We start from the raw sequence: 22,540 nt of genomic DNA on the forward strand, positions 1-22,540 counted from the left end.
TGACTATTCTGCCTTGTCTTGACTAAATAATGCTTCGATAAAATCGTTTGAATTAAAGGTACGTAAATCATCAATTTGCTCACCCACACCGATATGACGGATTGGGATAGTAAACTTATCAGCAATGGCAAAAATAACCCCGCCTTTTGCTGTACCGTCTAACTTACTGATGGTAATACCCGTTACACCAACCGCTTCTTGGAATAATTGCGCTTGGCTAATGGCATTTTGTCCTGTACTTGCATCTAGCGTTAACATCACTTCATGCGGTGCATTAGGGTCTAATTTTTTCATGACACGAACAACTTTTTTCAGTTCTTCCATCAAGTGACCTTTGTTTTGTAAACGTCCTGCGGTATCTGCAATTAATACATCAACGTTTCGTGCTTTAGCCGCTTGCAATGCATCAAATAACACGGATGCGCTGTCTGCACCAGTATGTTGCGCAACAACCGGAATATCATTACGCTGACCCCATACTTGTAATTGCTCAACAGCTGCTGCACGGAATGTATCGCCCGCAGCTAACATGACAGATTTGCCTTGTTTTTGATACTGTTTTGCCAATTTACCTATGGTGGTTGTCTTACCAACACCATTCACACCAACCATTAAAATAACATAAGGGCCGTCACTGTTTTCAGGTACAAGAGGGATAGCAACAGGATCGAGAATTTTTTGCATTTCATCACGCATCAGCTCATATAAAGCTTCAGCATCTTTTAACTGTTTACGTGATGCACTCTCTGTCAAACTATCGATTAGGCGAGTCGTGGTTTCAACGCCCACATCTGCAATCAGTAGTTGCTCTTCGAGTTCTTCAAATAACTCGTCATCAATTTTTTTCCCGCGGAAAATACCCATAAATCCGCTACCAATGTTTTCACTGGTGCGTAATAGGCCACGCTTTAGTCGTGCAAATAAGCCTTCTTTAGCAGGTTTTGCTTGCGGCTCATCAATGAGTTCAGCATCAGTTTGCTGCGCTTCTTCGGCTAAACGTTCTTCTTCAGCAATACGTGCCGCCTCTTGTTCGGCTGCTTCTTGCTCTGCTGCAAGTTGCTCCTCAGCTAAACGTTCTTGCTCAAGGCGCTCTTGTTGAAGACGTTCTTGCTCAACGCGTTCGGCTTCTAGACGTGCTTGTTCCTGCTTGGCTTGCTCAAGGGCGGCTTGTTCACGTTCTTGTTGCTGACGCTGTTCTTCAGCAACACGAGCAGCTTCTTGTTCCGTAGCAAGTTGTTCCGCAGCTAAACGTTCTTGTTCAAGACGTTCTTGCTCAAGGCGCTCTTGTTGAAGGCGTTCTTGCTCAACGCGTTCGGCTTCTAGACGCGCTTGTTCCTGCTTGGCTTGCTCATGTTCTTGTTGCAGACGCTGTTCTTCAGCAATGCGTGCTGCTTCCTGTTCTTGCGCTTGCTGATCAGCATGACTGGTATCAATTTGCTCTTGTGCGCTCTCGGTTGTTACTTTCTCTTGTTCTTTGGTTTTGTCTTTACGAAACCACGAAAAAAAACCTTTCTTTGCCATGTCTACTACCAGTGCTTATTGAGCTAAAAAATTCGGAAAAATAGTCTCGATAGCCCATTCATCATAATGTACAAAGGATTGCTCACCCTTACACTTCAGTTTGGTATAAAATATCGAGTATTCTAATTGGTTGCATAGTCTACCACTTTCTTTGTTCAGGCAAAATCACGAGGGCAAAATGTCCAAAAATAACTCGGCAAGCGGCCAAGTCAGAATCATTTCAGGGCAATGGCGTTCACGTAAGCTCCCTATTCATAACCTTGAAGGTTTACGTCCAACCACTGACAGAGTACGAGAAACCCTGTTTAACTGGCTTTCAAGTGATGTTCGTGGTGCACGAGTATTAGATTGCTTTGCAGGCAGCGGAGCATTAAGTCTTGAATCGCTTTCTCGTTACGCCAGTTATGCACGCATTTTTGAATTACAAACCAGCGCAGCCAAACAGCTAACTCAAAATTTGCAAACCTTACAGTGCGACAATGCTGACGTCATTAATGGCGACAGCTTGGCTATACTTGAAAAAGGACCAATGGATAAGCAAGGCTTTGATATCGTGTTTGTCGACCCACCGTTTCGAAAAAACTTAGCGAACAAGACCATTGCTTTACTGGATGAAAAGCAATGGCTCAACGAGAATGCACAGATTTATGTCGAGACGGAATCTGAACTTGATGTCCTTGAGCTACCCAATACTTGGGTGGAGCTAAAACAGAAAAAGGCAGGTCAAGTGATCTACCGTTTATTCCAATATCAAATCGATTAAAGGTCAATAATGAAGTTTTTTATTACTGCAGGTAAAAGCTTTACCCTACTCACTTGGTTAGTGATGTTTTATAACCTGTTTATTCCTTTTGAAGGGCAAGTCAGTATTATTTTAAATATCTTGTTGCTGATTACAGTGATGATGCATTTCTTCCAGCTACTGATATTTCATACGATGTTTAGCAGCTTACTTAAACTTAAACTCATTGATTATATTAAGGTATATTTTTTCGGTGTCTTTGGGTTATTAGTCTACCGCCAAAAGGTATTAGACCTACCACCAGCAGAAAAATAATCATATTTCTGCTTTGACATAAGCCTCACAAATGTGGGGCTTTTTTAATTGCCTACCTTGTCATTACCTACCTTGTCATTACCTACCTTGTTATTACCTACATTATGGCTCGCAACAAACTCTGCTACCCAGCTCATTTAATATGAGGATACAAACTTTGAGTGTCGGCGATATGGTAATTGGTATCGTTTTTTAACTGGTCATATTGTTAAATTCGAAATAACGGCCGGCTTATTGATTTCCTTTTCTGTTTATTCGTTTCTTCTATTCTTAAGAGGTGATTCCAAATTTAAGCCATAAAAAAACCTCGCTATTGCGAGGTTTTTTAATCGGTAGTCTCTCAAGTCATCACTCCCAATGAACTACCCTTGTATAGGTCTACTTACTTTTTAGGGTAAGGGTGAGCAACACCTTTATGACAATCTACACAAGTCTTTCTCTTATCGCCTTCTTGCTTGGCGTTGCGTTCATGCATTCTTTTAGCCATTTTCTTCATTGTTTCAGGCTGGTCTTCGTAGATGCGAGTATGACAATGTTGACAGTTAGCTGAGTCCGTTGCGCGGAAGTACTCAAGTGCTAAGTCAGCTTGTTCTTTACGGTTTTCATCTAACCAAGCTTGCGTGTTGAAGTCTTTGATAGTCACAAAACCATATAGATCTTTCGATACAATGATTTTCTTGATCAAGTAATCAACTGGACCGTGTGGAAGGTGACAATCTTGACACTGAACTGTCACACCAGCACTACCGCCGCCGTGAGCTGAAGCAAGGACTTCATCTTTCAGTGAATGGTTACTATGACAAGTCATACAGAATTCATCTGTACTGGTTGCATGTAAAGTTTGTTGAGTAGCGAAGTAGCCCACTACACCCATAACCACACCGACAATAATCAGTGCAATAATTGAATATTTTGCGCTAGGTTTAAAAAGTGCACGCCAGTTCATCACTCATCTCCAATATAGAATATTTAATTTATAATTTTTGAACTCTAAAATATAATTTTTAAATTCTAAAAATAATAATTATATTCTAGGTTGTTTTAACCTTAAAAAAATGATTTAAGGACATGTTTTAATTAATAAGTTGCCAAATTATGCTCAAAATGAGAGCCAGATCTAAATAACCACATAAATAGTGACTCAATACAACTTACTTAAACCTAATACAAGCTGAGCATATTCGCAAAGATTCTTTAACTTGATACAATACTCCTCATATCAAGCATGCCATATTAACGCATTGAACTATCTTGGTTTTAATGGGTCTAGATGAAAAGTTAGGCTTTTTATGACACTTTGATTGCTGGCAAGTTGTTAACAAGCTATATTTGGCACTTGTATCATTGCTTGCCTCAAATGTTCATCACTTATTTGTTTGTTGGCACCGATTGGAGAACCATGAAGCTTTCATTATCGCATCACATCATGACTTTCCTCGCTTTGTTCGCTTTACTCGGACAAGGTTTGGTGACTAATGGCTATGCGATGGTTATGCCGAGCATGACACATGACGCTTACGAACTCGCCTCTAATACAAATGTTAAGCACCACATGGGCAGTGCAATGACATCTTCAGCAGATGAAGAAGATCATTCATGTTGTGACACCATGCCTGAAATGGTGCAAATGACATCAAGTGCCTGTTGTGATTCAGTGTCTGGATGCAGCATCGACTGTGGACATTGCTTAACAATCTCAATGACCGGTCACTTGCAAAGCCTGGATATCACCTTAGCGACACCTATTAATATCAAAGCAGAAGCCACAGCTCTGCCGCATTTCTTTTTTCATCAAACTTTACCCGCATTCAAACCTCCCATCGTATAACAACCTTTGCTATATCAGCCGCTTTACTTGTGCCAAAGCATAGGTACAGAAGGCATGAGCACAACGGTAGGTATACACTGAGATACATCACAGAGTAATACCGCTTGTTCATACTGAAAGTCAGCTGTTATAGCTTCACGTAATTTAAATGCTTTACTGACAAGATATTTAGGCGAATTTGTGCGTCACAGCGACGAATATAAGCGCCATTTGAGGTTTTTATGAAACACATAAACTGTATATTGATTGCGATTTCTGTTGGGTTCTCGCTTGTTTCGATGCCATCTCAGGCACAACAGCATAGTCAAATACATCAAGTGACTGAGCAGAGTTATGTTTGCCCAATGCACCCAGAAGAAACTAGCCATGAAAAAGGCCGTTGCCCTCAGTGCAACATGTTTTTAGTTCACCAGTCGACAGAACAAGTATCCGGCTCTCATGCTGCCAAAGACATCACTCAAGAAGAGACTAAAAATACCTCTACTTATGTTTGCCCAATGCATCCTGAAGAAACCAGCCACGAAAAAGGCCGTTGCCCTCAGTGCAATATGTTTTTAGTGAAAGAAGAAGAGGAGGAATTTTCCGCAGATGAACATGCCGGACATGCCCATGCAATGGCGTCCACAGTCGTCGATACTCCTACCCAAACGCAAGCAGACAATATCCTAAGCCAACCTAAACCCACGCTAACACCTGCTAACAAGCAAGCACAAACGAGTCATATTAAATACGTTTGCCCTATGCACCCTCACGTGGTTTCAGATGAACCTGGCAGCTGTCCTATTTGTGGTATGGATTTAGAAAAAGTCACCATGGGCGATGCAAGTTCTAGTGAGATACTTGTCGGCGTATCAGGCGGTATGCAACAAGCTTTAGGTATGCGCAGTGAACAAGTTACAAGCGGAACCTTATGGAAATTAGTACGTACAATCGGAACCGTTGAATACAATGAAAACCGAATTGGTCATGCCCATACTCGTGTTGATGGCTGGCTGGAAACGTTAATGGTCCACAATGTCGGCCAGAAAGTGAAAAAAGGTCAACTGCTTTATGAACTCTATTCGCCAGAGTTGATTACAGCACAAGATGATTACATGCAAGCCATTGATTACCTTAAACAAGATAAAGCACGCGGCGCAAGCTTACTGCGCAAAGCGCGTATGCGTTTAGAGCTATTAGGAGTGAGTGATAGCACCATCAAACAACTTGAACGCACAGGTGAAACCATTTACCGCGTACCTTACTACGCAGACCAAGATGGGTTTGTCAGCAAACTGTCGGTAAGGCATGGCATGTTTGTTGAACCTGGCACAACATTATTTGAAATCGTTGATTTAAAAAGTGTTTGGGTGATTGCTGATGTATTTGAAAACGAGCAAAGCTGGCTTGAGATTGGTCGCCCCGTTGAAGTGTCTTCTGCGGCTCAAGGGATTTTCGATTTAGAATCGACCATTGACTACATATACCCAGAGCTCGATCCCGTCTCAAAAGCAATGCGTGTGCGCATCAAGCTGGATAACCCAGGTAAGCAATTAAAACCCGGCACTCTGGTCGATGTAAAATTGTTTGGTGGGCCAAAACGTAATGTGCTTTCCATTCCAACCGAAGCGCTCATTCTTACTGGACGAGAAAATCGCGTTGTTGTGCAGCGTGACAATAACAGCTTTGCCTCAGTTCCCGTAAAAGTTGGCATGATTGCTCAAGGTAAAGCCGAGATTATTGATGGTTTAGATGAAGGTGAAAAAGTCATTGTTTCCGGTCAATTCTTGTTAGATTCCGAAGCAAGCATTCAAGGCAGTTTACAACGTCTAAGTGGCAGTAATGCAGACAACACCACTGACACATCAGATGCGCATGCGCATCATTAATCGGAGACTGTCATGTTAGCAAAAATAATCAGTACTTCGATTAAGCAGCGAGCAATGGTGTTACTACTGACCCTTGTTGTTGCATTAGTTGGCTATCAAGCGATGCGAACAACACCGCTGGATGCTTTGCCTGACTTGTCTGACGTACAAGTGATTGTTAAAACATCGTATCCTGGGCAAGCACCACAGCTTGTGGAAGATCAAATTACCTACCCGTTATCAACAGCCATGCTTGCTGTACCTGGCGCAAAAACGGTGCGTGGTTTTTCCATGTTTGGCGACTCGTATGTCTACATCATCTTCGAAGATGGCACCGATATTTATTGGGCTCGTTCAAGAGTATTGGAATACCTTTCGCAAACCCAAACCCAGCTACCTGATAATGTCACCCCAACATTAGGGCCTGATGCCTCTGGGGTTGGTTGGGTATTTCAGTACGCGTTAGTTGACCGCAAAGGCCAGCATGATTTAGCCCAACTTCGTTCACTGCAAGACTGGTTTTTAAAGCTTGAATTACAAAGTGTGGCTGGCGTTTCAGAAGTCGCAACGATTGGCGGTATGGAGCAGTCTTATCAAATCATTGTCGATCCGCATAAGCTGGCCTTATATCAAATTGATTTGATGACGGTTAAAAATGCGCTCGATAACTCCAACAGTTCTACCGGCGGGTCAGTCATCGAAATGGCTGAAGCCGAATACATGATTACCTCAACCGGTTATCGCCAAACCTTGGCTGATTTTAACGAAATTCCATTAGGCATTGTTTCTGATTCAGGTATTCCTGTATTGATGAAAGATGTCGCCCAACTGCGCACAGGCCCAAGCGCAAGACGTGGTATCGCAGAATTAGACGGTGAAGGTGAAGTGGTCGGTGGCATTGTTGTCATGCGCTACGGCGAAAACGCTTTATCCACTATAAACAATGTTAAGCAAAAGCTGACAGAAATCGAAAACGGCTTACCCGATGGGGTGGAGTTAGTCATCACTTATGACCGTTCACAGCTCATCCTTAATTCAGTGGATAACCTTAAAAACAAAGTCTTAGAAGAGATGTTGGTTGTTGGCATCATTTGTCTGATTTTCTTACTTCATGCCCGCTCAACATTGGTAGCGATTATTTCACTGCCTATCTCAATTTTAATCAGCTTTATTGCGATGAACTTGATTGGCGTTAATGCCAATATCATGAGTTTAGGCGGCATTGCCATTGCCATTGGAGCGGTAGTGGATGCAGCCATTGTCATGGTGGAAAATACCCACAAACATCTTGAACATTACCGACAGCAACATCAAGGCCAAGCGCCCACAGGAGAAGCGCATTGGGAGCTGGTACGCAAAGCCTCTATCGAAGTCGGTCCGGCGCTTTTCTTTAGTCTGTTGATTATCACCTTAAGCTTTATTCCAGTGTTTGCTCTTGAAGCTCAAGAAGGACGTTTATTTCATCCGTTAGCATTCACTAAAACATTTGCGATGGCAGCCAGTGCTTTGCTGGCTATCACCCTTATCCCTGTATTAATGGGATATTTTGTTCGAGGCAAGATCCCTGACGAGAAAAAGAACCCACTCAGCCGCTTGCTCATTGCGATGTATGAGCCCTTACTCAGATTGGTATTACGCTTTCCCAAGTTCACCATTTTATTAGCGATAGTCGCCCTAGGTAGTGCGGTTTATCCTATGACGAAAATGGGCAGTGAGTTCATGCCTGAACTCGAAGAAGGCGATTTGCTTTATATGCCAACAACCTTACCTGGCGTTAGCGCTGGTAAAGCCGCTGAAATTTTGCAGCAAACAGACCGATTAATTAAGACTGTACCTGAAGTTAAGCGGGTGTTTGGTAAAGTCGGACGCGCCATGACCGCAACAGATCCTGCACCGTTAACCATGCTAGAAACCACAATCATGTTAGCGCCTCGTGATACATGGCGTGAAGGTATGACACTTGAAGGGATCATTGCAGAGTTACAGCAAACGGTCAGAATCCCCGGTATGACCAACGCATGGGTTCAACCCATTAAAACCCGTATTGATATGCTCTCCACGGGGGTGCGTACCCCCGTTGGCATCAAGATTTCAGGCGCCAATATTGATGAGTTACAGCGTATTGGTACTGAGATTGAAGCTGTCGTCAGTTCACTACCTGGCACTAAGTCAGCTTTTGCCCAACGAACCAGCGGCGGACGTTATATTGATATTGAGCCAAATCTTAAAAACGCTGCTCGATATGGTATGACATTGAAAGACATACAAGATGTAGTACAAATGGCCATTGGCGGTATGCAAGTCGGGCAATCGATTCAAGGGCAAGAGCGTTATCCCATTAATATTCGATACCCAAGAGAGTTGCGTGACAGCATAGAAAAACTTACCGCATTACCTGTCCTGACAAAAACAGGGAAATATTTGCCATTAGGCAATTTAGCCAGCATTACGATTAGCGATGGGGCTCCCATGTTGGCCAGTGAAAACGGCAGGTTAATCAGTTGGGTATTTGTCGATTTAGACAATATATCTATCGGTGAGTACATCGAGACAGCTCGAGCAGCATTAGATGAACAGATCCAATTACCAGCACGATATAGCTATACCTTCGCTGGGCAATATGAGTATATGCAGCGAGTCGAAGCCAAAATGGAGTTAGTCATTCCTTTAATGATTGCGGTGATATTTATGCTGCTAATGATGACGTTTGGTTCATTCACTCAAGCTTCAGTGATTATGCTGAGTTTGCCATTTTCATTAGTAGGAAGTGCTTGGCTATTGTATTTACTGGACTTCAATTTCTCGGTTGCAGTCTCTGTTGGCATGATTGCGCTGGCTGGCGTGGCTGCTGAATTTGGGGTCGTCATGCAAGTCTATTTAAATAACAGTATTAAAGATAGAAAAAGCCAAGGCCAATACCAACAACGCAGCGACTTAACCGAAGCATTAATTCATGGAGCGGTGATGCGAATTCGTCCGAAAGCGATGACGGTTGCGACCATTTTCTTCGGCTTACTACCAATCATGTGGGGCAGTGGTACTGGTAATGAGGTGATGCAAAAAATTGCCGCCCCTATGGTCGGTGGCATGGTCACTGCGCCGTTATTATCCTTGTTTGTTATACCTGCTATTTACTTGTTGATTTACGGAAGAAAGCTTCCAAAAACAATCAACTAAACTTAGTTAACACCTAGTAATAACACATTAAAAAAGGCGCAAATAGCGCCTTTTTTTGTAAAAATAATCACATTATTTAAGAATCATCGTGTTCTATTTGCTGTTTGATACGAGCAAGCCGAAACATACTGACTAAACCCCAAAACATGATACTCGCACCGACGGCCATCATAACGTAAAGCACATTGGGGTTATCTAACATTGGCAAAGCCTCAAGCCTGTAGCCAACAACTATCCCATATAGACCTACCGCTAATAGCAATGTCCCAGGTAAATCAATTATTGCCACCAGCATCATTTTCTTTTGAATTTCAGCGAGTTTGTGTTCTTTCGTTTGCTGCATGCTGCTTCCTTGAGCTCTGTTGATTTCCGTGAAGGCTTTGCTAAACCATCAGCAAAGCATCATTAAGCTATCAAACCAAAAGCCTAAGTTAAAGCAGATTATCCGTTAGCAATAGGTAAGCTTAATTTGATAATAGAAAACGTCCCACCTTGAGGGTCATCTATCACTGCAAAGCGGCCAACATCTGGAATATCAGTAGGAGGGACGCAAACTTTACCGCCCAATTCTTCTGCCTTTTGCGCCATCATGTCACAATCATCGACACTAAAATACAACATCCAATGCGATGGCATATCACCAAACTCTTCGGTCATCTCCATCATGCCGCCAACAGCTTGCTTAGCAACAAGCCACTGCACATATTCAGCAACACCCACTTCTGACATATCCACTGACTCAGTATCAAAACCCAAAACCTGACAATAAAAATTCTTCGACACGCCAACATTGCGGCACATGTACTCGACCCAACATAAGGTGTTTGGCTCAAAAGTCCGCTTGATACCTATATGTTCTATCGCCTGCCAAATTGAAAAACGAGCACCTTCAGGGTCGCGACAGACGGCCATTTTTCCAGAATCACCCACAGCATGTGGCCCTGCGATAATTTCTCCACCAGCATGCTGAATAGCTTTAACGGTTTCAGCGACATCATCAACCGCAAAGTACAACTCCCAATGCGTGGGAAGGCTGGCCATTTCTTTGGGCATTTGATACATAGCGGCAATATCATCTCCGTCTATTTGTAGCATAGTGTAATGCCCTTCTGGCATAGGCATATCATCAGGATGCCATTGAAATAACGCTTGATAAAATCCTTTTGCGGAATACCAATCATGAGTGGCCAGTTCCACCCAGCAAGGCTGACCTTGCATGTAGTGAGTCACATTCATAAACCTATCCTTGAAATGTATATTTGCTCAGTGCGATTAACGGCAAAGTTATCTGATATTCACTATCAAGACTAAAACTGACACTGCAAATATTTTGGAAATCATGTCTATAGTTAAGACCGTTTTAGTTAGCCTGTCGAGGGAATAATCAGTTTAATTTGCACCATAAAAAAACGCCCTCTTGCGAGAGCGTTTTTAACGCGATATACCATTCAAACTTTGGTTGTATAACCCGAGGTTATATTGACCAGATGTAGTATATTTGCGACTTCATTCTGATAATAATTCCACGTATCACATCTAAAAATGCGAGGAACTCAACAGGTTTAGCCGCCGATACCCATGCTAAGCCAACAGAGCCTACTGGAATATCAAAGCCTTCAGCCTCATGCAACTTTAAGCGCACAAAGTGATGCTTGTTATTAATGTTCTGCCCCGTTGTTTGTCTAACATTGTCATCTCGAGCCAACAAACTACCTTGGGCTTCACCTGTTGCTTCAATAATCCCTTCAACTTCTGCATTGAAAATTTTGCTAGGATATACTGCTGAAGCAAACTCTGCCATTTGGCCAACTTTCACATTACGAATCGCTTGATGATTCACCCGCATAAGCACGTACTTTTCATCGGTATACATTTGGATACGAGGTGCGACCCCCACATACTGCCCTTCACGCATGATGAAGTTCGTTAAATAACCATCTGCAGGTGCAAAAACCTTGGTATTGTCCAAGTTCCATTGCGCCTGAGCCACATTTTCAAGTTCACTGTCTAAATCAGACTGACGGCTTTTTACTGTTAAGTGTGCTTTTTGAATATCTAACTTTGCTTTTTGTACTTGCGTATTCGATTTGGCAATTTGTGTCACATACGAATCCACTTTCGCTTGCGCTAAATCGACAGCCGTTTGTTGCTCATCTAGCTGACTTTCAGTAATGGTGTCAGCCACTTTACTGTTTTGTTCAACATAACGATTCATGGTGGTTTGCTTCCACACCAAGTCTTTTTTACTCGCATGCAGTTGGTTTTGATTAATCGCAACATCAGACTGCGCAGCGTGTAAAACTTTTTCAGCGATACCTATATCTTCTTTAGCAAGTGACAATGCAACCTTAGCTGTTTGTTGCTGCACTTTAGCCTTATTCAGCGCTATTTGATAAGGCTCATCATCTATCTCGTAGATTAATTGCCCTGCTGTTACTCTTTGATTAGGTTCGACATAGATACCTTTTACATTACCTTTAATTTGTGTCGAAGCTGGACGCAATTGAATATGCGGAGATTGCACAACAGAGCCACCTGTAATATCCATAGGCGCATAGTTTAATAGTCCTACCCATACAAACAGTAACCAGCCAGCACCGCCTAAGTATGAAAAAGCTTTTGTGCCTTTATTCCAAGGCATACCTATCAAGCGTAAAATATAGATGAACAACGCCCAAACTGCTAAACCTTCAATCATGAGCTAATCTCCTCTTTTGCTGGAGTGGCGGTAACAGGCTCTTCCCGTTCATTCTCTCGCCAAATATCTCTGATCCTTCTTAATGCTTTACCACTATCAATAAACGCGACCATGACTGCTAACACCCAAACCCAATGCCAGATAAACCCTATCCATGTGAGCGCAGTAATCAGTCCTATTTGTTGATGTTTTTCTTTGTGAGCTTTATGAATCGGCAACTCGTGAACTTTCCAAAAACCGAATCCTGCGGCAGCGACAGCCCCGACCAATACAACTAAAGCCACACCATGAAGTGCAACATCAACTCCAGAATCGACGAATGGCATACTGAATAAACTCATAGTGATTGCACCTCTTGTTAACTTAGATGCTGCGTAGTGTGCACCCAAACGACAAAACCACAACACAAAGTAACCATACGTATCAATTATCAATGTTTTTTGATATATATAGTTACTTAAATATCATCTACCGATCCTAAGCACTTAACGAGAAATTGACATGGCATTTGAAGTTTCATTTATTCGAGTTTGCTGTATTTTACCCGTGCTAAAAGGGGTTGAAGCCCACTATGGCATCACAGCAAAGGATCTATCGATCCCTCAAAGCTTGTTGAATGAGCCCATGACATTAATCCCTTTCTCGGAAGTATCAATGTGGCTGAGTAAGATTGAGCAATTATCGAATGTTCAAGATTATATGTTGACGCTCCAACACTACTTAACCGTCAACCAATTTAATATGCCTAACAACTGGTTCTTGGCGACTCCAGACTTGGCAATTACCTTTCGGCGCATTAACTATGCCATGGCTTGTTTTCATTCAGGTGCAAGTTACTACGGTGCTCAGTCGAATAAGATTATTAAATGGTGCTATCGCAATAACTATGTCAGCGGCAAAGCCAAATCCCATGACTCGCTCCGCATAGCCTTAACACTGCTAAATACCTGCAAGCACTTTTTAGGCAAAGACTTCACCCCGATTAAAGTGATGCTCAGTGGCCCCGCCATTAACCAACAGGAGAGCGAAGCAGTATTTGGAACCAAAGTGACCTGGAATGCGCCGCAAACCGAGATATGGCTTGATGTCGACTCCTTGATTAGCTCTGAACAACACTTTTTAGCTTCGCTATCCACCTCCCAACATATTCAGCGCAATAACAAAAGTAGTATTAGCCTCAATCAACTCGACTCATATTTAAATATGCCTCAACCCCATGACACGCCTAAAGTGCTTTATGAGCTGGTGAATTACATACGTTTTTATGGTTTACCCACATTAGATTCCCTTTCGGAATTATGTGGTTTTTCGAAACAACAATTACAGCGACGATTGCAGCGTAATGGCTTTAGTTTTACAGAGTTAATGCGCTATATCTTAGGAAATTTAGCAGTGAAATATATGCTTGAAGGCAAAGAGGTTAAAGAGATTTCGCAGCTACTTGGCTATGCCAGTGTTCGCAGCTTCAGTAAAAGTTTTAGGCGATTACATCATCAATCACCGACTCAGTACGTTGAAAAATTGCATCAAAAAAGCCCTCAATAGAGGGCTTTTTTAGATTATCAATATTGCGTATAGCTTATCGATAAACAGGTAATAAATCAGCCATTGCCAATAAGTGACAAGCTGCTGTTAGCACACCAAAAAGAATCACTACAACCACTAGCGGCGTACCACCAGGAACTCTAAAGCTATTCTCATCAGGGAACATTTTACGTGACTTATACGCCATCATCGCTGGCACAATAGCAGCCCAAATTGTCGCGGCAAGAGCGGCAAAACCAATAGCGATTAAAAAACCATCTGGGAATAATAAGCCTAAGATGGTTGGCGGTATAAAGGTCACTGCAGCGGTCTTGATTCGGCCATTAGCCGATTCATCAAAATCAAATAAGTCTGCTAAATAATCAAACAAGCCTAAGGTCACCCCTAAGAAAGATGACGCAACGGCCAAATTAGCAAACAAAGTTAACATGGTATTTAGCCAAGCACTGGACATCACATCTGACAATGCCGCAACCAATACGCCCATATTCCCACCTTGAGCGATAATATCGCTAAAATGACTACGAGGAATATTGCCCATGGTGGCAATTAACCAGCACGTGTAAATCACTAACGCGATAAAGGTACCGATACAAATCGCCTTGATAATCACATTAGGCTGCTTGCCATAATACTTAACTAAGCTTGGCACATTGCCGTGATAACCAAAGCTTGTCAGACCAAAAGGAATGGCAGCTAAAATATATGGAGCAAAACTCGCCTGTCCGTCAGGGACTAACAAGTTCACGGTTTCCACATCAATCAGCAAATTACCGACGGCTAAAAAGAAAGTAATGATCATCCCGCCAAGCATTACTGTCGTAATACGGTCGACCACTTTAGTGCTAATCATCACAATCGCAGCAAGCACAAGGGCAAAAACTAAGCCTGCAATACTTTGTGGTAAATGAATGCCCATACCTGACAAGGTGTGGTTCACAATAGAGCCACCACCACTGATATAAGCGTAAGTCAGAATATATAATACGAAGGTAATGGAAAGCCCATTAACTATCCGCCAGAATTGGCCTAATGTCACTTTGGTTAACGTGTCGAAACTGTCGCCAGGTTTAAAATGCAAGTTGGTTTCAAGTAGCATTAAGCCTGACACCAACATACAAAACCAAATACCGATTAGCATGGCAATGGAATAGCCAAACCACATACCAGCACTGACAACAGGAAGGGAAAACATACCGGCACCGACTGTGGTACCGGCAATAATCATAGCACCGCCTAATAATGATTTATTGTGCGGTTGTGATTGTGTTGAACTCATAAAGTTAGTGGTTACCCATGTTCCATAGTGACGCTATCTACTATGGTTTTACGAACAGATAAACGCAACATACCATTGGCATGGTCGCGAATTCGGATGACAGCAAACTGATTGTCATTACCCGACAAGTGCCCTAATTCTTTTAATTTTACACTCAAATTATTGTAGAGTTTTTTATCATAAAACTCTGGCGCAGTAATTCCGTGTAAAGCACCTAAACGCTGAGCTAATAAGTGGCTCGCGCTTTCTAGATCTGAACGTTCAATATCCGGTTTATAAGCCAATAAATTAAAGATAATCGCGTAACGTTGTAATGTCTCACTGACAGTTTCAGACAATAACATTAACTGGGTAATATTACTTTGATTGAGTTCAAACTCGTCTGTACCCGAAATAAGCTTTTGCTCAACAAATAAGTTTAATACGCTATCAATGTAAGCGGGTAAGTCTTCAATCCCCATAAACAACTCAGCTTTGAGTAGCGGGTAGAAGTCATTAACGATTTCATGAATTTTTTGACGATTAAACTCTTCGTATTGCACCAAGCAACTCGCAATTAACGAAGGAACTGCCATTAAATGGATGATGTTATTTCGGTAGTAGCTCATCGCAATTGCTGAAGACTCTTCAATCGCAATAATTTCACCAATTTGATCAGTGTGCGAAGTAAACTTTTTCAGTGATAGACATTGATCAACTAATTCACTAGCACTGCCTTGAGCTACTGAGGTGTAATCAGTGTAAGGTACTTCTTTCATCAATTTAAGATATAAATCTAGCTGACGTTCCAGCTCTGTGCGCTCTAATGCATTTTGTTCAGCGGCTAATAACACCATACTGGTTAACGTAACAGAGCTCGCAGCTGCTGCACTGTTAATGTTGGTCATCACTTTATTGGCTAATTGATTAACCGCAGGCGTTAACCACGTTGGTTTTTGCTCAGGATCTTTAGCCACTTCTTCACGCCAATCTGGCGACTGCTGATTTAAGAACTGCTGTACGTTAATTGGCTCACCAAAGTTAACGTAACCTTGTCCAAAGTTACCCAACTTACGCAATGCACCAAATACTTGCCATACAGATTCTTTTTGCTTTTTCTTACCGCTTAATTCTTTATGATAAGTCGACACTTCCATGACATGATCGTAGCCAAGATACACTGGCACTAAGGTCACAGGACGCTCGATACCCCGCAATACGCTGTTTACCGTCATGGCTAGCATGCCCGTTTTAGGAGCAAGTAGACGACCAGTACGTGAACGACCACCCTCAGTGAAATACTCAACTGAATAGCCTTTAGCAAATAGTTGATCTAAATACTCTCTGAATACTGCGGTATAAAGCTTATTACCGTTAAAACTACGACGGATAAAGAAGGCACCACCACGGCGGAACATTGGACCTGCCGGCCAAAAGTTAAGATTAATCCCTGCCGCAATATGCGGTGGAACCATGCCTTGATAATAAAGAATATATGACAGTAATAAGTAATCCATATGGCTTCGATGACACGGCACATAAACGATTTCATGACCATCATGATGCAGTTTACGAACTTGCTCCGCACTCTTGATGCTAATACCACTGTATAACTTGTTCCAAAGCCAAGTTAAGAAACGCTCAGCAATACGAATCAAGTTATCCGAATAGTCTGCTGCGATTTCATCAAGGTACTCAATGGCTTTTTCACGTGCCTTTTCTTCGGGAATTTTTTTGTTAACGGCTTCTTCTTGAATGGCACGCTTGATGGATTCTGACTTTAACAGCGAATTGAACATCGCTTGACGATTAGGAAGCTGAGGCCCCGTCATCACTTTACGTTGACGGCGAAAATGCACACGAGCCACACGGATAAGCTTATGCGCAATACTGACATCTGTACCGTGTTCATCAGCCATATAACGCAGCGACATGGCATTAGAAAATTGAATGAAATTATGGCGACCTAAAAATAGAATCATTAACCATTTACGTAACCATGTTGGGTTTTCACGCTCAAAAACAGCAGCGGTCATGGTGTCATCTTCTTTACCTGGGATACGACCCCAATATAGGCTTACAGGCACAAGCTGGATGTCGAGTTCTTTGTTCTTTTGGTGTAATTCGAGCAACTTAGTAAAGTTTGCTACAAATTTATCGCTACTATGGCGCTTACCAAACAAGGGTTTACGCCCTTCCACACACACAATTCTAGGGGTATTGAAACCATCAACATCTAACCGTTCATACGGACTTGGCAAGTTATATTTAGCTGTCATTTCATGTAAGGCAGCAATATCACTCAGCGACTCCGTTTTCATCACATAGACCACTGGTTTGTCAGGATCTAAGTTAAGGTCAGCGAACGGATCCTCAGGCACAACAACACTGTGTACCATTAATTTCTGAATCCAACGTAATGATTTAGCAATGATAGAATCTGGTTTTAGCATGGGTCTTCGCATTATCAACAACGATTTATTGCGCATAGGATACCAGAATATCATTCAGTTACACTAACCTCGGTAAATCTAGTTAACATTTAAGTAGCAAGTTTTGTTGGTTCTAACATCAAGTATCAATCACTTAGTAAGTAGCAAAACATTTAGGTACAGTACTGTATAAATAGACGGTATCCAGTACTTTTTGGCTTATTCACTTGAGTCATCAATAATAAAACACACTAATTTACCGACGACCCACAAAAACAATAAACCACTGATTTTATTATCTTTAAATAACTAAAAACTTCGATAAAAATTCATATCTATTGCTTTATCAGCAAAAAATGTTGGTTAATACTTGCGCGACCAAAGATACTGTATATAATGACAGTCACTGTATAAAAAAACAGGAATCAACATGAGACCTTTAACGCCACGACAAGCTGAAATTCTAGAATTAATTAAATGCAATATTGCCGAGACAGGTATGCCACCAACTCGTGCAGAAATTGCCACTAGATTAGGCTTTAAAAGTGCTAATGCTGCAGAAGAACATTTAAAAGCACTCGCTAAAAAAGGTTGCATTGAAATTATTCCAGGTACCTCTCGCGGTATTCGTATGGTCCAAGAAGAAGAGGAAGTCGAAGAAGGCTTACCACTGATTGGTCAGGTTGCGGCTGGTGAACCAATTTTGGCGTTAGAACATGTTGAACAATACTTTCAAGTTGATCCTGAAATGTTTAAACCCAATGCTAATTTCTTACTACGTGTTCGTGGCGACAGTATGAAGGATATTGGCATTATTGAAGGTGACTTATTAGCGGTTCACAAAATGCAGCAAGCTAAAAATGGTCAAGTCGTTGTTGCCCGTGTTGATGATGATGTCACCGTGAAGCGTTTTGAAAAGAAAGGCAACGTTGTTTATCTGCATGCAGAAAACGAGCAGTACTCGCCGATAAAAGTCGATTTAACATGCCAAAGCCTTACGATTGAAGGGCTCGCTGTTGGCGTTATCCGTAATGGAGGTTGGTTATGAACACATTAATAGGTAATGCACCACGTCACCCAGGTTTATGGATGGACATGGCATCAGCAGCTGCGCCAGTAAAGCAAGGTATCGAAACCAAACAAACAGCTAACCAAGGGTTAACTGAATTAACTCAGCTATGCGGCCAGTTAGCCGTATTAAGTCAACAAGGGCGATGGATTGTACTGATTAATCCACCTCACATTGGTTACAAACAAATTCTAGCGAACGCCAATGTCAGAATGGACCGTGTATTACTGGTTCACACTAAAGATGAAGTCGAAACACTGTGGGCAATGGAAAAAGCACTCACAAGTGGTACATCCAGCGCAGTGATTACATGGACAACCCCATTAGATGCTCGTGATAATCGTCGCATTCAATTAGTCGCTAAAAGCGCCTTAGCGCAAGGTGTCATTATTGAAGATGTAAATACTCACTTACGTGATGACCAATTAAACGCCAGTAATCCTGTGACTGCAACTCAATTGAATTTATCTGCATTTCACTAAAGTCTATTTGCTAAAAAAGCCCTTCATTTCGGTGACGGGCTTTTTTTTGCGCCTTTTTTCAGCAAATTAGATGATAAAGTGATCTTGATCAATATTTAATCTCCAAGTAATGTAGTTAACAAGGGAGTAACATTTATTGACCTCTCTTAGTGGTAAAAATGAACATAAGTGATAAAACGCTGTAAAGATTGTGCTGGTACCATGCGGTATAGAAAGCCTTGAATAAAAAGCGTCAATTTAAGAATTGAAAAGTTCAGTATTAGGTACAAGTGTGGCCACCAAAACCCAATAGAATAATCGAGTATTAATACTCACTGCCACCGTGTACTTTGAAGTGATCAAACTTTTTCGGGAATAGAAAAGTTTGCATAGAGCAGAGTATTACTGTGTGACTTTTCCTTGTTGTTATTGCAAATCGCAATTGGCAGAGGAGTAGTCTTGTGAAGCGATTGTTGTATGGATTAATGGTGCTGTTTTTTGCAGTGCCACTTGCAGCGGCTGATATGCCGCTTAACATGACCCAAGGGGTAACAGAGATCAGTGGTAAGGTTTACGACCTCCATATGATCATTCTTTATATCTGTTGTGCTATTGGTGTTGTGGTATTTGGAATCATGATTTACTCCATGATTTATCATAGAAAATCAAAGGGTGCAGTACCTGCTGATTTCCATGATAGTACCAAAGTGGAAATAGCATGGACTGTCGTGCCGTTTCTTATCCTCATTGGTATGGCAATTCCTGCCACAAAAACCCTCATTGCTATGGAAGACCCAAGTGATGCGGAGTTAACTATTAAAGTAACCGGCTCTCAATGGAAATGGCATTACAGCTATTTTAATGAAGACGTCGAGTTTTACAGTTTACTTTCCACCCCTGCCGATCAAATTACTGGGACAGAAACGAAAACTGAAACTTACCTACTTGAAGTCGATAAGCCCCTCGTTCTGCCAATCAATCGTAAAGTACGCTTTTTAATGACTTCAGATGATGTGATTCACTCTTGGTGGGTTCCTGCATTTGCGGTGAAAAAAGATGCTAACCCAGGTTTTATTAATGAAGCTTGGACCAAGATTGATAAGGTTGGTACCTACCGAGGTCAATGTGCTGAGTTGTGTGGTAAAGACCACGGATTCATGCCGGTGGTAGTTGAAGCCGTTTCTGAAGCAGACTTTGAGCAATGGCTAAAAGATCAAAAACAACTAACTGCTGATGCAAAAGCCGCGGCCGAAGCGTCACTGTCGCAAACCCTGACCTTTGATGAGTTGATGGCTCAAGGTGAACAAGTTTACATGGGCCGATGCGCCGCTTGTCACCAACCAAATGGTGCAGGACTACCTGGTGTATTCCCGTCTCTTATCGGCAGCCCAATCATTAAAGGGTCAGTTGCTGGCCACATTGATATTGTCGTCAACGGCCAGCCTGGTACTGCCATGCAAGCCTTCGCGAAACAGCTTACTGCAACAGAAATTGCAGCTGTTGTGACCTACGAGCGAAACGCTTGGGGTAATGATTCTGGTGATGTGGTTCAAGCTGCAGATGTGAACTCTGGTGGGGCACCTAGCGATGCAAGTGATAAGCCAACGCCTGTTACTTTGCCTGCTGAGTTACCAGCGACACAACCTGAGGTAGAACAAGTGGTTGCTGACGTCGTTGAAGAAGCAACGCCTGACGTTGTTATGGATGACTTATCTATGGATGAGCTGATGGCAATGGGTGAGCAAGTTTACCTCAGCAGCTGTGCTGCATGTCACCAAGCCGCTGGTACAGGTTTACCTGGCGCATTCCCTGCGTTAGTGGGCAGTCCGTTAGTCATGGGCCCTGTTGAAGGACACCTTGAAGTGGTTATCAATGGCCAACCTGGTACAGCAATGCAAGGATTTAGCTCCATACTCTCACCTCAGCAACTCGCAGCTGTTGTGACGTATGAGCGAAATGCTTGGGGAAATAATACTGGTGATGCTGTTCAAGCCACCGATGTTGTTGGTCATGGAAAGTAAGGGATACAGATGAGCACAATTACACAAGATACTACCCCAGCTCATGATGAACATTCTCATGACGGCCATGATGATCACCATCATGGCGCGCCAAAAGGCATCATGCGCTGGATATTAACCACTAACCATAAAGACATTGGTTCTATGTATTTATGGTTCAGTTTTATTATGTTCCTCACTGGTGGTGCGATGGCAATGGTCATTCGCGCAGAGCTATTTCAGCCAGGCTTACAGTTAGTTGACCCTAACTTCTTTAACCAAATGACCACAGTACATGGTCTTATTATGGTATTTGGTGCCGTCATGCCCGCCTTCACAGGGTTAGCCAACTGGCTGATCCCAATGATGATTGGTGCACCTGATATGGCACTGCCTCGAATGAATAACTGGAGCTTTTGGATCTTACCATTTGCCTTCGCGATTCTGTTGAGTTCGCTGTTTATGGAAGGCGGCGGCCCTAACTTTGGCTGGACTTTCTATGCACCGCTATCAACTACCTATAGCCCTGATAGCACTGCACTATTTGTTTTCTCGGTGCATATCATGGGGATCAGTTCGATTATGGGCGCAATTAACGTGGTCGTGACCATTGTTAATATGCGTGCACCAGGCATGACTTGGATGAAGTTGCCATTATTTGTATGGACATGGCTAATTACTGCATTCTTGCTGATTGCAGTGATGCCCGTACTTGCAGGTGCGGTTACCATGGTATTAACCGATAAATACTTTGGTACCAGTTTCTTTGATGCCGCAGGTGGCGGTGATCCCGTCATGTTCCAGCATATTTTCTGGTTCTTCGGTCACCCTGAAGTCTACATCATGATTTTGCCATCGTTCGGGATTATCTCGGCCATTATTCCCACCTTTAGTCGTAAAAAGTTGTTTGGTTACGCTTCGATGGTTTACGCCACGTCCAGTATTGCGATTTTATCCTTCTTGGTTTGGGCGCATCACATGTTTACCACAGGGATGCCAGTATTTGCTGAACTGTTTTTCATGTACTGCACCATGTTAATTGCGGTGCCGACAGGGGTAAAAGTATTTAACTGGGTAGCAACGATGTGGCGTGGTTCAATCACGTTCGAAACCCCTATGTTATTTGCGATTGCCTTTATTATTCTCTTTACCATTGGTGGTTTTTCAGGATTGATGCTGGCGATAACACCTGCTGATTTCCAATACCATGATACTTATTTCGTGGTGGCGCATTTCCACTATGTACTGGTGACTGGAGCGGTGTTCTCTATTATGGCTGCTGCCTATTATTGGTTACCAAAATGGACTGGCCATATGTATAGCGAAACCCTAGGGCGCTGGCATTTTTGGTGTAGCGTGATTTCAGTCAATGTGCTGTTTTTCCCGATGCACTTTTTAGGATTAGCAGGCATGCCTCGCCGAATTCCAGATTACGCCATTCAATTTGCTGATATTAATCAAATTGTCTCAATCGGCGGGTTCGCATTTGGCTTATCACAGCTAATTTTCTTAGCCGTAGTGATTAAATGTGTCAAAGGTGGCGAGAAAGCGGCTGATAAACCTTGGGAAGGCGCTGAAGGACTGGAGTGGACCATTGCCAGTCCAGCACCTTACCACTCATTCACCACACCACCAGAGGTGAAGTGA

18 protein-coding genes are annotated in these 22,540 nt (G+C 42.5%); 10 read left to right on the plus strand and 8 right to left on the minus strand.

What is annotated here, in order from left to right; all coding sequences use genetic code 11:
* Nucleotides 1–3 precede the first annotated feature (3 nt).
* Nucleotides 4–1,521 (minus strand): signal recognition particle-docking protein FtsY, encoded by a 1,518-nt coding sequence (gene ftsY / locus AN944_RS14655; protein WP_055025383.1) that lies wholly within the window; start codon nucleotides 1,519–1,521, stop codon nucleotides 4–6.
* Between the two features lie 178 nt (nucleotides 1,522–1,699).
* Between ftsY and rsmD the strand changes: the two genes are divergently transcribed.
* The gene (gene rsmD, locus AN944_RS14660) at nucleotides 1,700–2,284 is read left to right on the plus strand and encodes a 16S rRNA (guanine(966)-N(2))-methyltransferase RsmD (RefSeq protein ID WP_055025384.1); all 585 of its coding nucleotides are present in this window, start codon (nucleotides 1,700–1,702) and stop codon (nucleotides 2,282–2,284) included.
* Nucleotides 2,285–2,293: 9 nt separating this feature from the next.
* On the plus strand, nucleotides 2,294–2,578 hold the full coding sequence (locus tag AN944_RS14665) for a DUF1145 domain-containing protein (RefSeq protein ID WP_055025385.1): 285 nt from the start codon (nucleotides 2,294–2,296) through the stop codon (nucleotides 2,576–2,578).
* A 382-nt stretch (nucleotides 2,579–2,960) separates the two neighbouring features.
* Here AN944_RS14665 and AN944_RS14670 read toward each other — a convergent pair whose 3' ends face one another.
* Nucleotides 2,961–3,524: a NapC/NirT family cytochrome c gene (locus AN944_RS14670; protein WP_055025386.1), complete on the minus strand. Its 564-nt coding sequence runs from the start codon at nucleotides 3,522–3,524 to the stop codon at nucleotides 2,961–2,963.
* 453 nt (nucleotides 3,525–3,977) lie between these two features.
* Here AN944_RS14670 and AN944_RS14675 point away from each other — a divergent pair, with 453 nt between their 5' ends.
* The 3 genes from AN944_RS14675 to AN944_RS14685 all read left to right on the plus strand — a co-directional run bounded on the left by AN944_RS14675 (nucleotide 3,978) and on the right by AN944_RS14685 (nucleotide 9,430).
* On the plus strand, nucleotides 3,978–4,406 hold the full coding sequence (locus AN944_RS14675) for a hypothetical protein (RefSeq protein ID WP_144430199.1): 429 nt from the start codon (nucleotides 3,978–3,980) through the stop codon (nucleotides 4,404–4,406).
* Nucleotides 4,407–4,627: 221 nt separating this feature from the next.
* Nucleotides 4,628–6,274 carry an efflux RND transporter periplasmic adaptor subunit gene (locus AN944_RS14680; RefSeq protein WP_082420027.1) on the plus strand — a complete coding sequence of 549 codons (1,647 nt, stop codon included), beginning with the start codon at nucleotides 4,628–4,630 and terminating at the stop codon, nucleotides 6,272–6,274.
* 12 nt (nucleotides 6,275–6,286) lie between these two features.
* A complete protein-coding gene (locus tag AN944_RS14685) occupies nucleotides 6,287–9,430 on the plus strand; it encodes an efflux RND transporter permease subunit (protein ID WP_055025388.1) in 3,144 nt (1,047 codons plus the stop codon).
* A gap of 76 nt (nucleotides 9,431–9,506) precedes the next feature.
* Here the strand turns inward: AN944_RS14685 and AN944_RS14690 are convergent, their stop codons facing one another.
* The 4 genes from AN944_RS14690 to AN944_RS14705 all read right to left on the minus strand — a co-directional run bounded on the left by AN944_RS14690 (nucleotide 9,507) and on the right by AN944_RS14705 (nucleotide 12,469).
* Entirely contained in the window at nucleotides 9,507–9,773 is a 267-nt protein-coding gene (locus AN944_RS14690) for a tetraspanin family protein (RefSeq protein WP_055025389.1), read from the minus strand.
* A 98-nt stretch (nucleotides 9,774–9,871) separates the two neighbouring features.
* Entirely contained in the window at nucleotides 9,872–10,666 is a 795-nt protein-coding gene (locus tag AN944_RS14695; RefSeq protein ID WP_055025390.1) for a VOC family protein, read from the minus strand.
* 238 nt (nucleotides 10,667–10,904) lie between these two features.
* A complete protein-coding gene (locus AN944_RS14700) occupies nucleotides 10,905–12,128 on the minus strand; it encodes an HlyD family secretion protein (RefSeq protein ID WP_055025391.1) in 1,224 nt (407 codons plus the stop codon).
* A complete protein-coding gene (locus tag AN944_RS14705) occupies nucleotides 12,125–12,469 on the minus strand; it encodes a hypothetical protein (protein WP_055025415.1) in 345 nt (114 codons plus the stop codon). The genes AN944_RS14700 and AN944_RS14705 overlap by 4 nt, the downstream gene beginning before the upstream one ends.
* Nucleotides 12,470–12,629: 160 nt before the next feature.
* On the opposite strand from AN944_RS14705, the gene AN944_RS14710 reads away from it, so the two are divergent.
* Complete coding sequence (locus AN944_RS14710) at nucleotides 12,630–13,673, plus strand: helix-turn-helix domain-containing protein (protein ID WP_055025392.1); 1,044 nt, start codon at nucleotides 12,630–12,632, stop codon at nucleotides 13,671–13,673.
* A 34-nt stretch (nucleotides 13,674–13,707) separates the two neighbouring features.
* On the opposite strand, the gene mtr is transcribed toward AN944_RS14710, so the two are convergent.
* Together mtr and plsB are read right to left on the minus strand one after the other, a co-directional pair.
* Nucleotides 13,708–14,952 carry a tryptophan permease gene (gene mtr / locus AN944_RS14715; protein WP_055025393.1) on the minus strand — a complete coding sequence of 415 codons (1,245 nt, stop codon included), beginning with the start codon at nucleotides 14,950–14,952 and terminating at the stop codon, nucleotides 13,708–13,710.
* Between the two features lie 11 nt (nucleotides 14,953–14,963).
* The gene (plsB, locus tag AN944_RS14720; RefSeq protein WP_055025394.1) at nucleotides 14,964–17,384 is read right to left on the minus strand and encodes a glycerol-3-phosphate 1-O-acyltransferase PlsB; all 2,421 of its coding nucleotides are present in this window, start codon (nucleotides 17,382–17,384) and stop codon (nucleotides 14,964–14,966) included.
* Nucleotides 17,385–17,793: 409 nt separating this feature from the next.
* On the opposite strand from plsB, the gene lexA reads away from it, so the two are divergent.
* The 4 genes from lexA (at nucleotide 17,794) to ctaD (ending at nucleotide 22,540) form a co-directional block, all read left to right on the plus strand.
* Nucleotides 17,794–18,411, plus strand: a complete 618-nt coding sequence (lexA, locus tag AN944_RS14725) for a transcriptional repressor LexA (protein WP_055025395.1) — start codon at nucleotides 17,794–17,796, stop codon at nucleotides 18,409–18,411.
* Complete coding sequence (locus AN944_RS14730) at nucleotides 18,408–18,914, plus strand: cell division inhibitor SulA (protein ID WP_055025396.1); 507 nt, start codon at nucleotides 18,408–18,410, stop codon at nucleotides 18,912–18,914. The genes lexA and AN944_RS14730 overlap by 4 nt, the downstream gene beginning before the upstream one ends.
* Before the next feature lie 440 nt (nucleotides 18,915–19,354).
* The gene (gene coxB, locus AN944_RS14735) at nucleotides 19,355–20,914 is read left to right on the plus strand and encodes a cytochrome c oxidase subunit II (protein ID WP_055025397.1); all 1,560 of its coding nucleotides are present in this window, start codon (nucleotides 19,355–19,357) and stop codon (nucleotides 20,912–20,914) included.
* Between the two features lie 9 nt (nucleotides 20,915–20,923).
* Nucleotides 20,924–22,540 (plus strand): cytochrome c oxidase subunit I, encoded by a 1,617-nt coding sequence (gene ctaD, locus AN944_RS14740; protein WP_055025398.1) that lies wholly within the window; start codon nucleotides 20,924–20,926, stop codon nucleotides 22,538–22,540.

The sequence above is a fragment of the Shewanella sp. P1-14-1 genome, from assembly GCF_001401775.1.
In the GTDB taxonomy this organism is placed as follows: Bacteria; Pseudomonadota; Gammaproteobacteria; order Enterobacterales; family Shewanellaceae; genus Shewanella; species Shewanella japonica.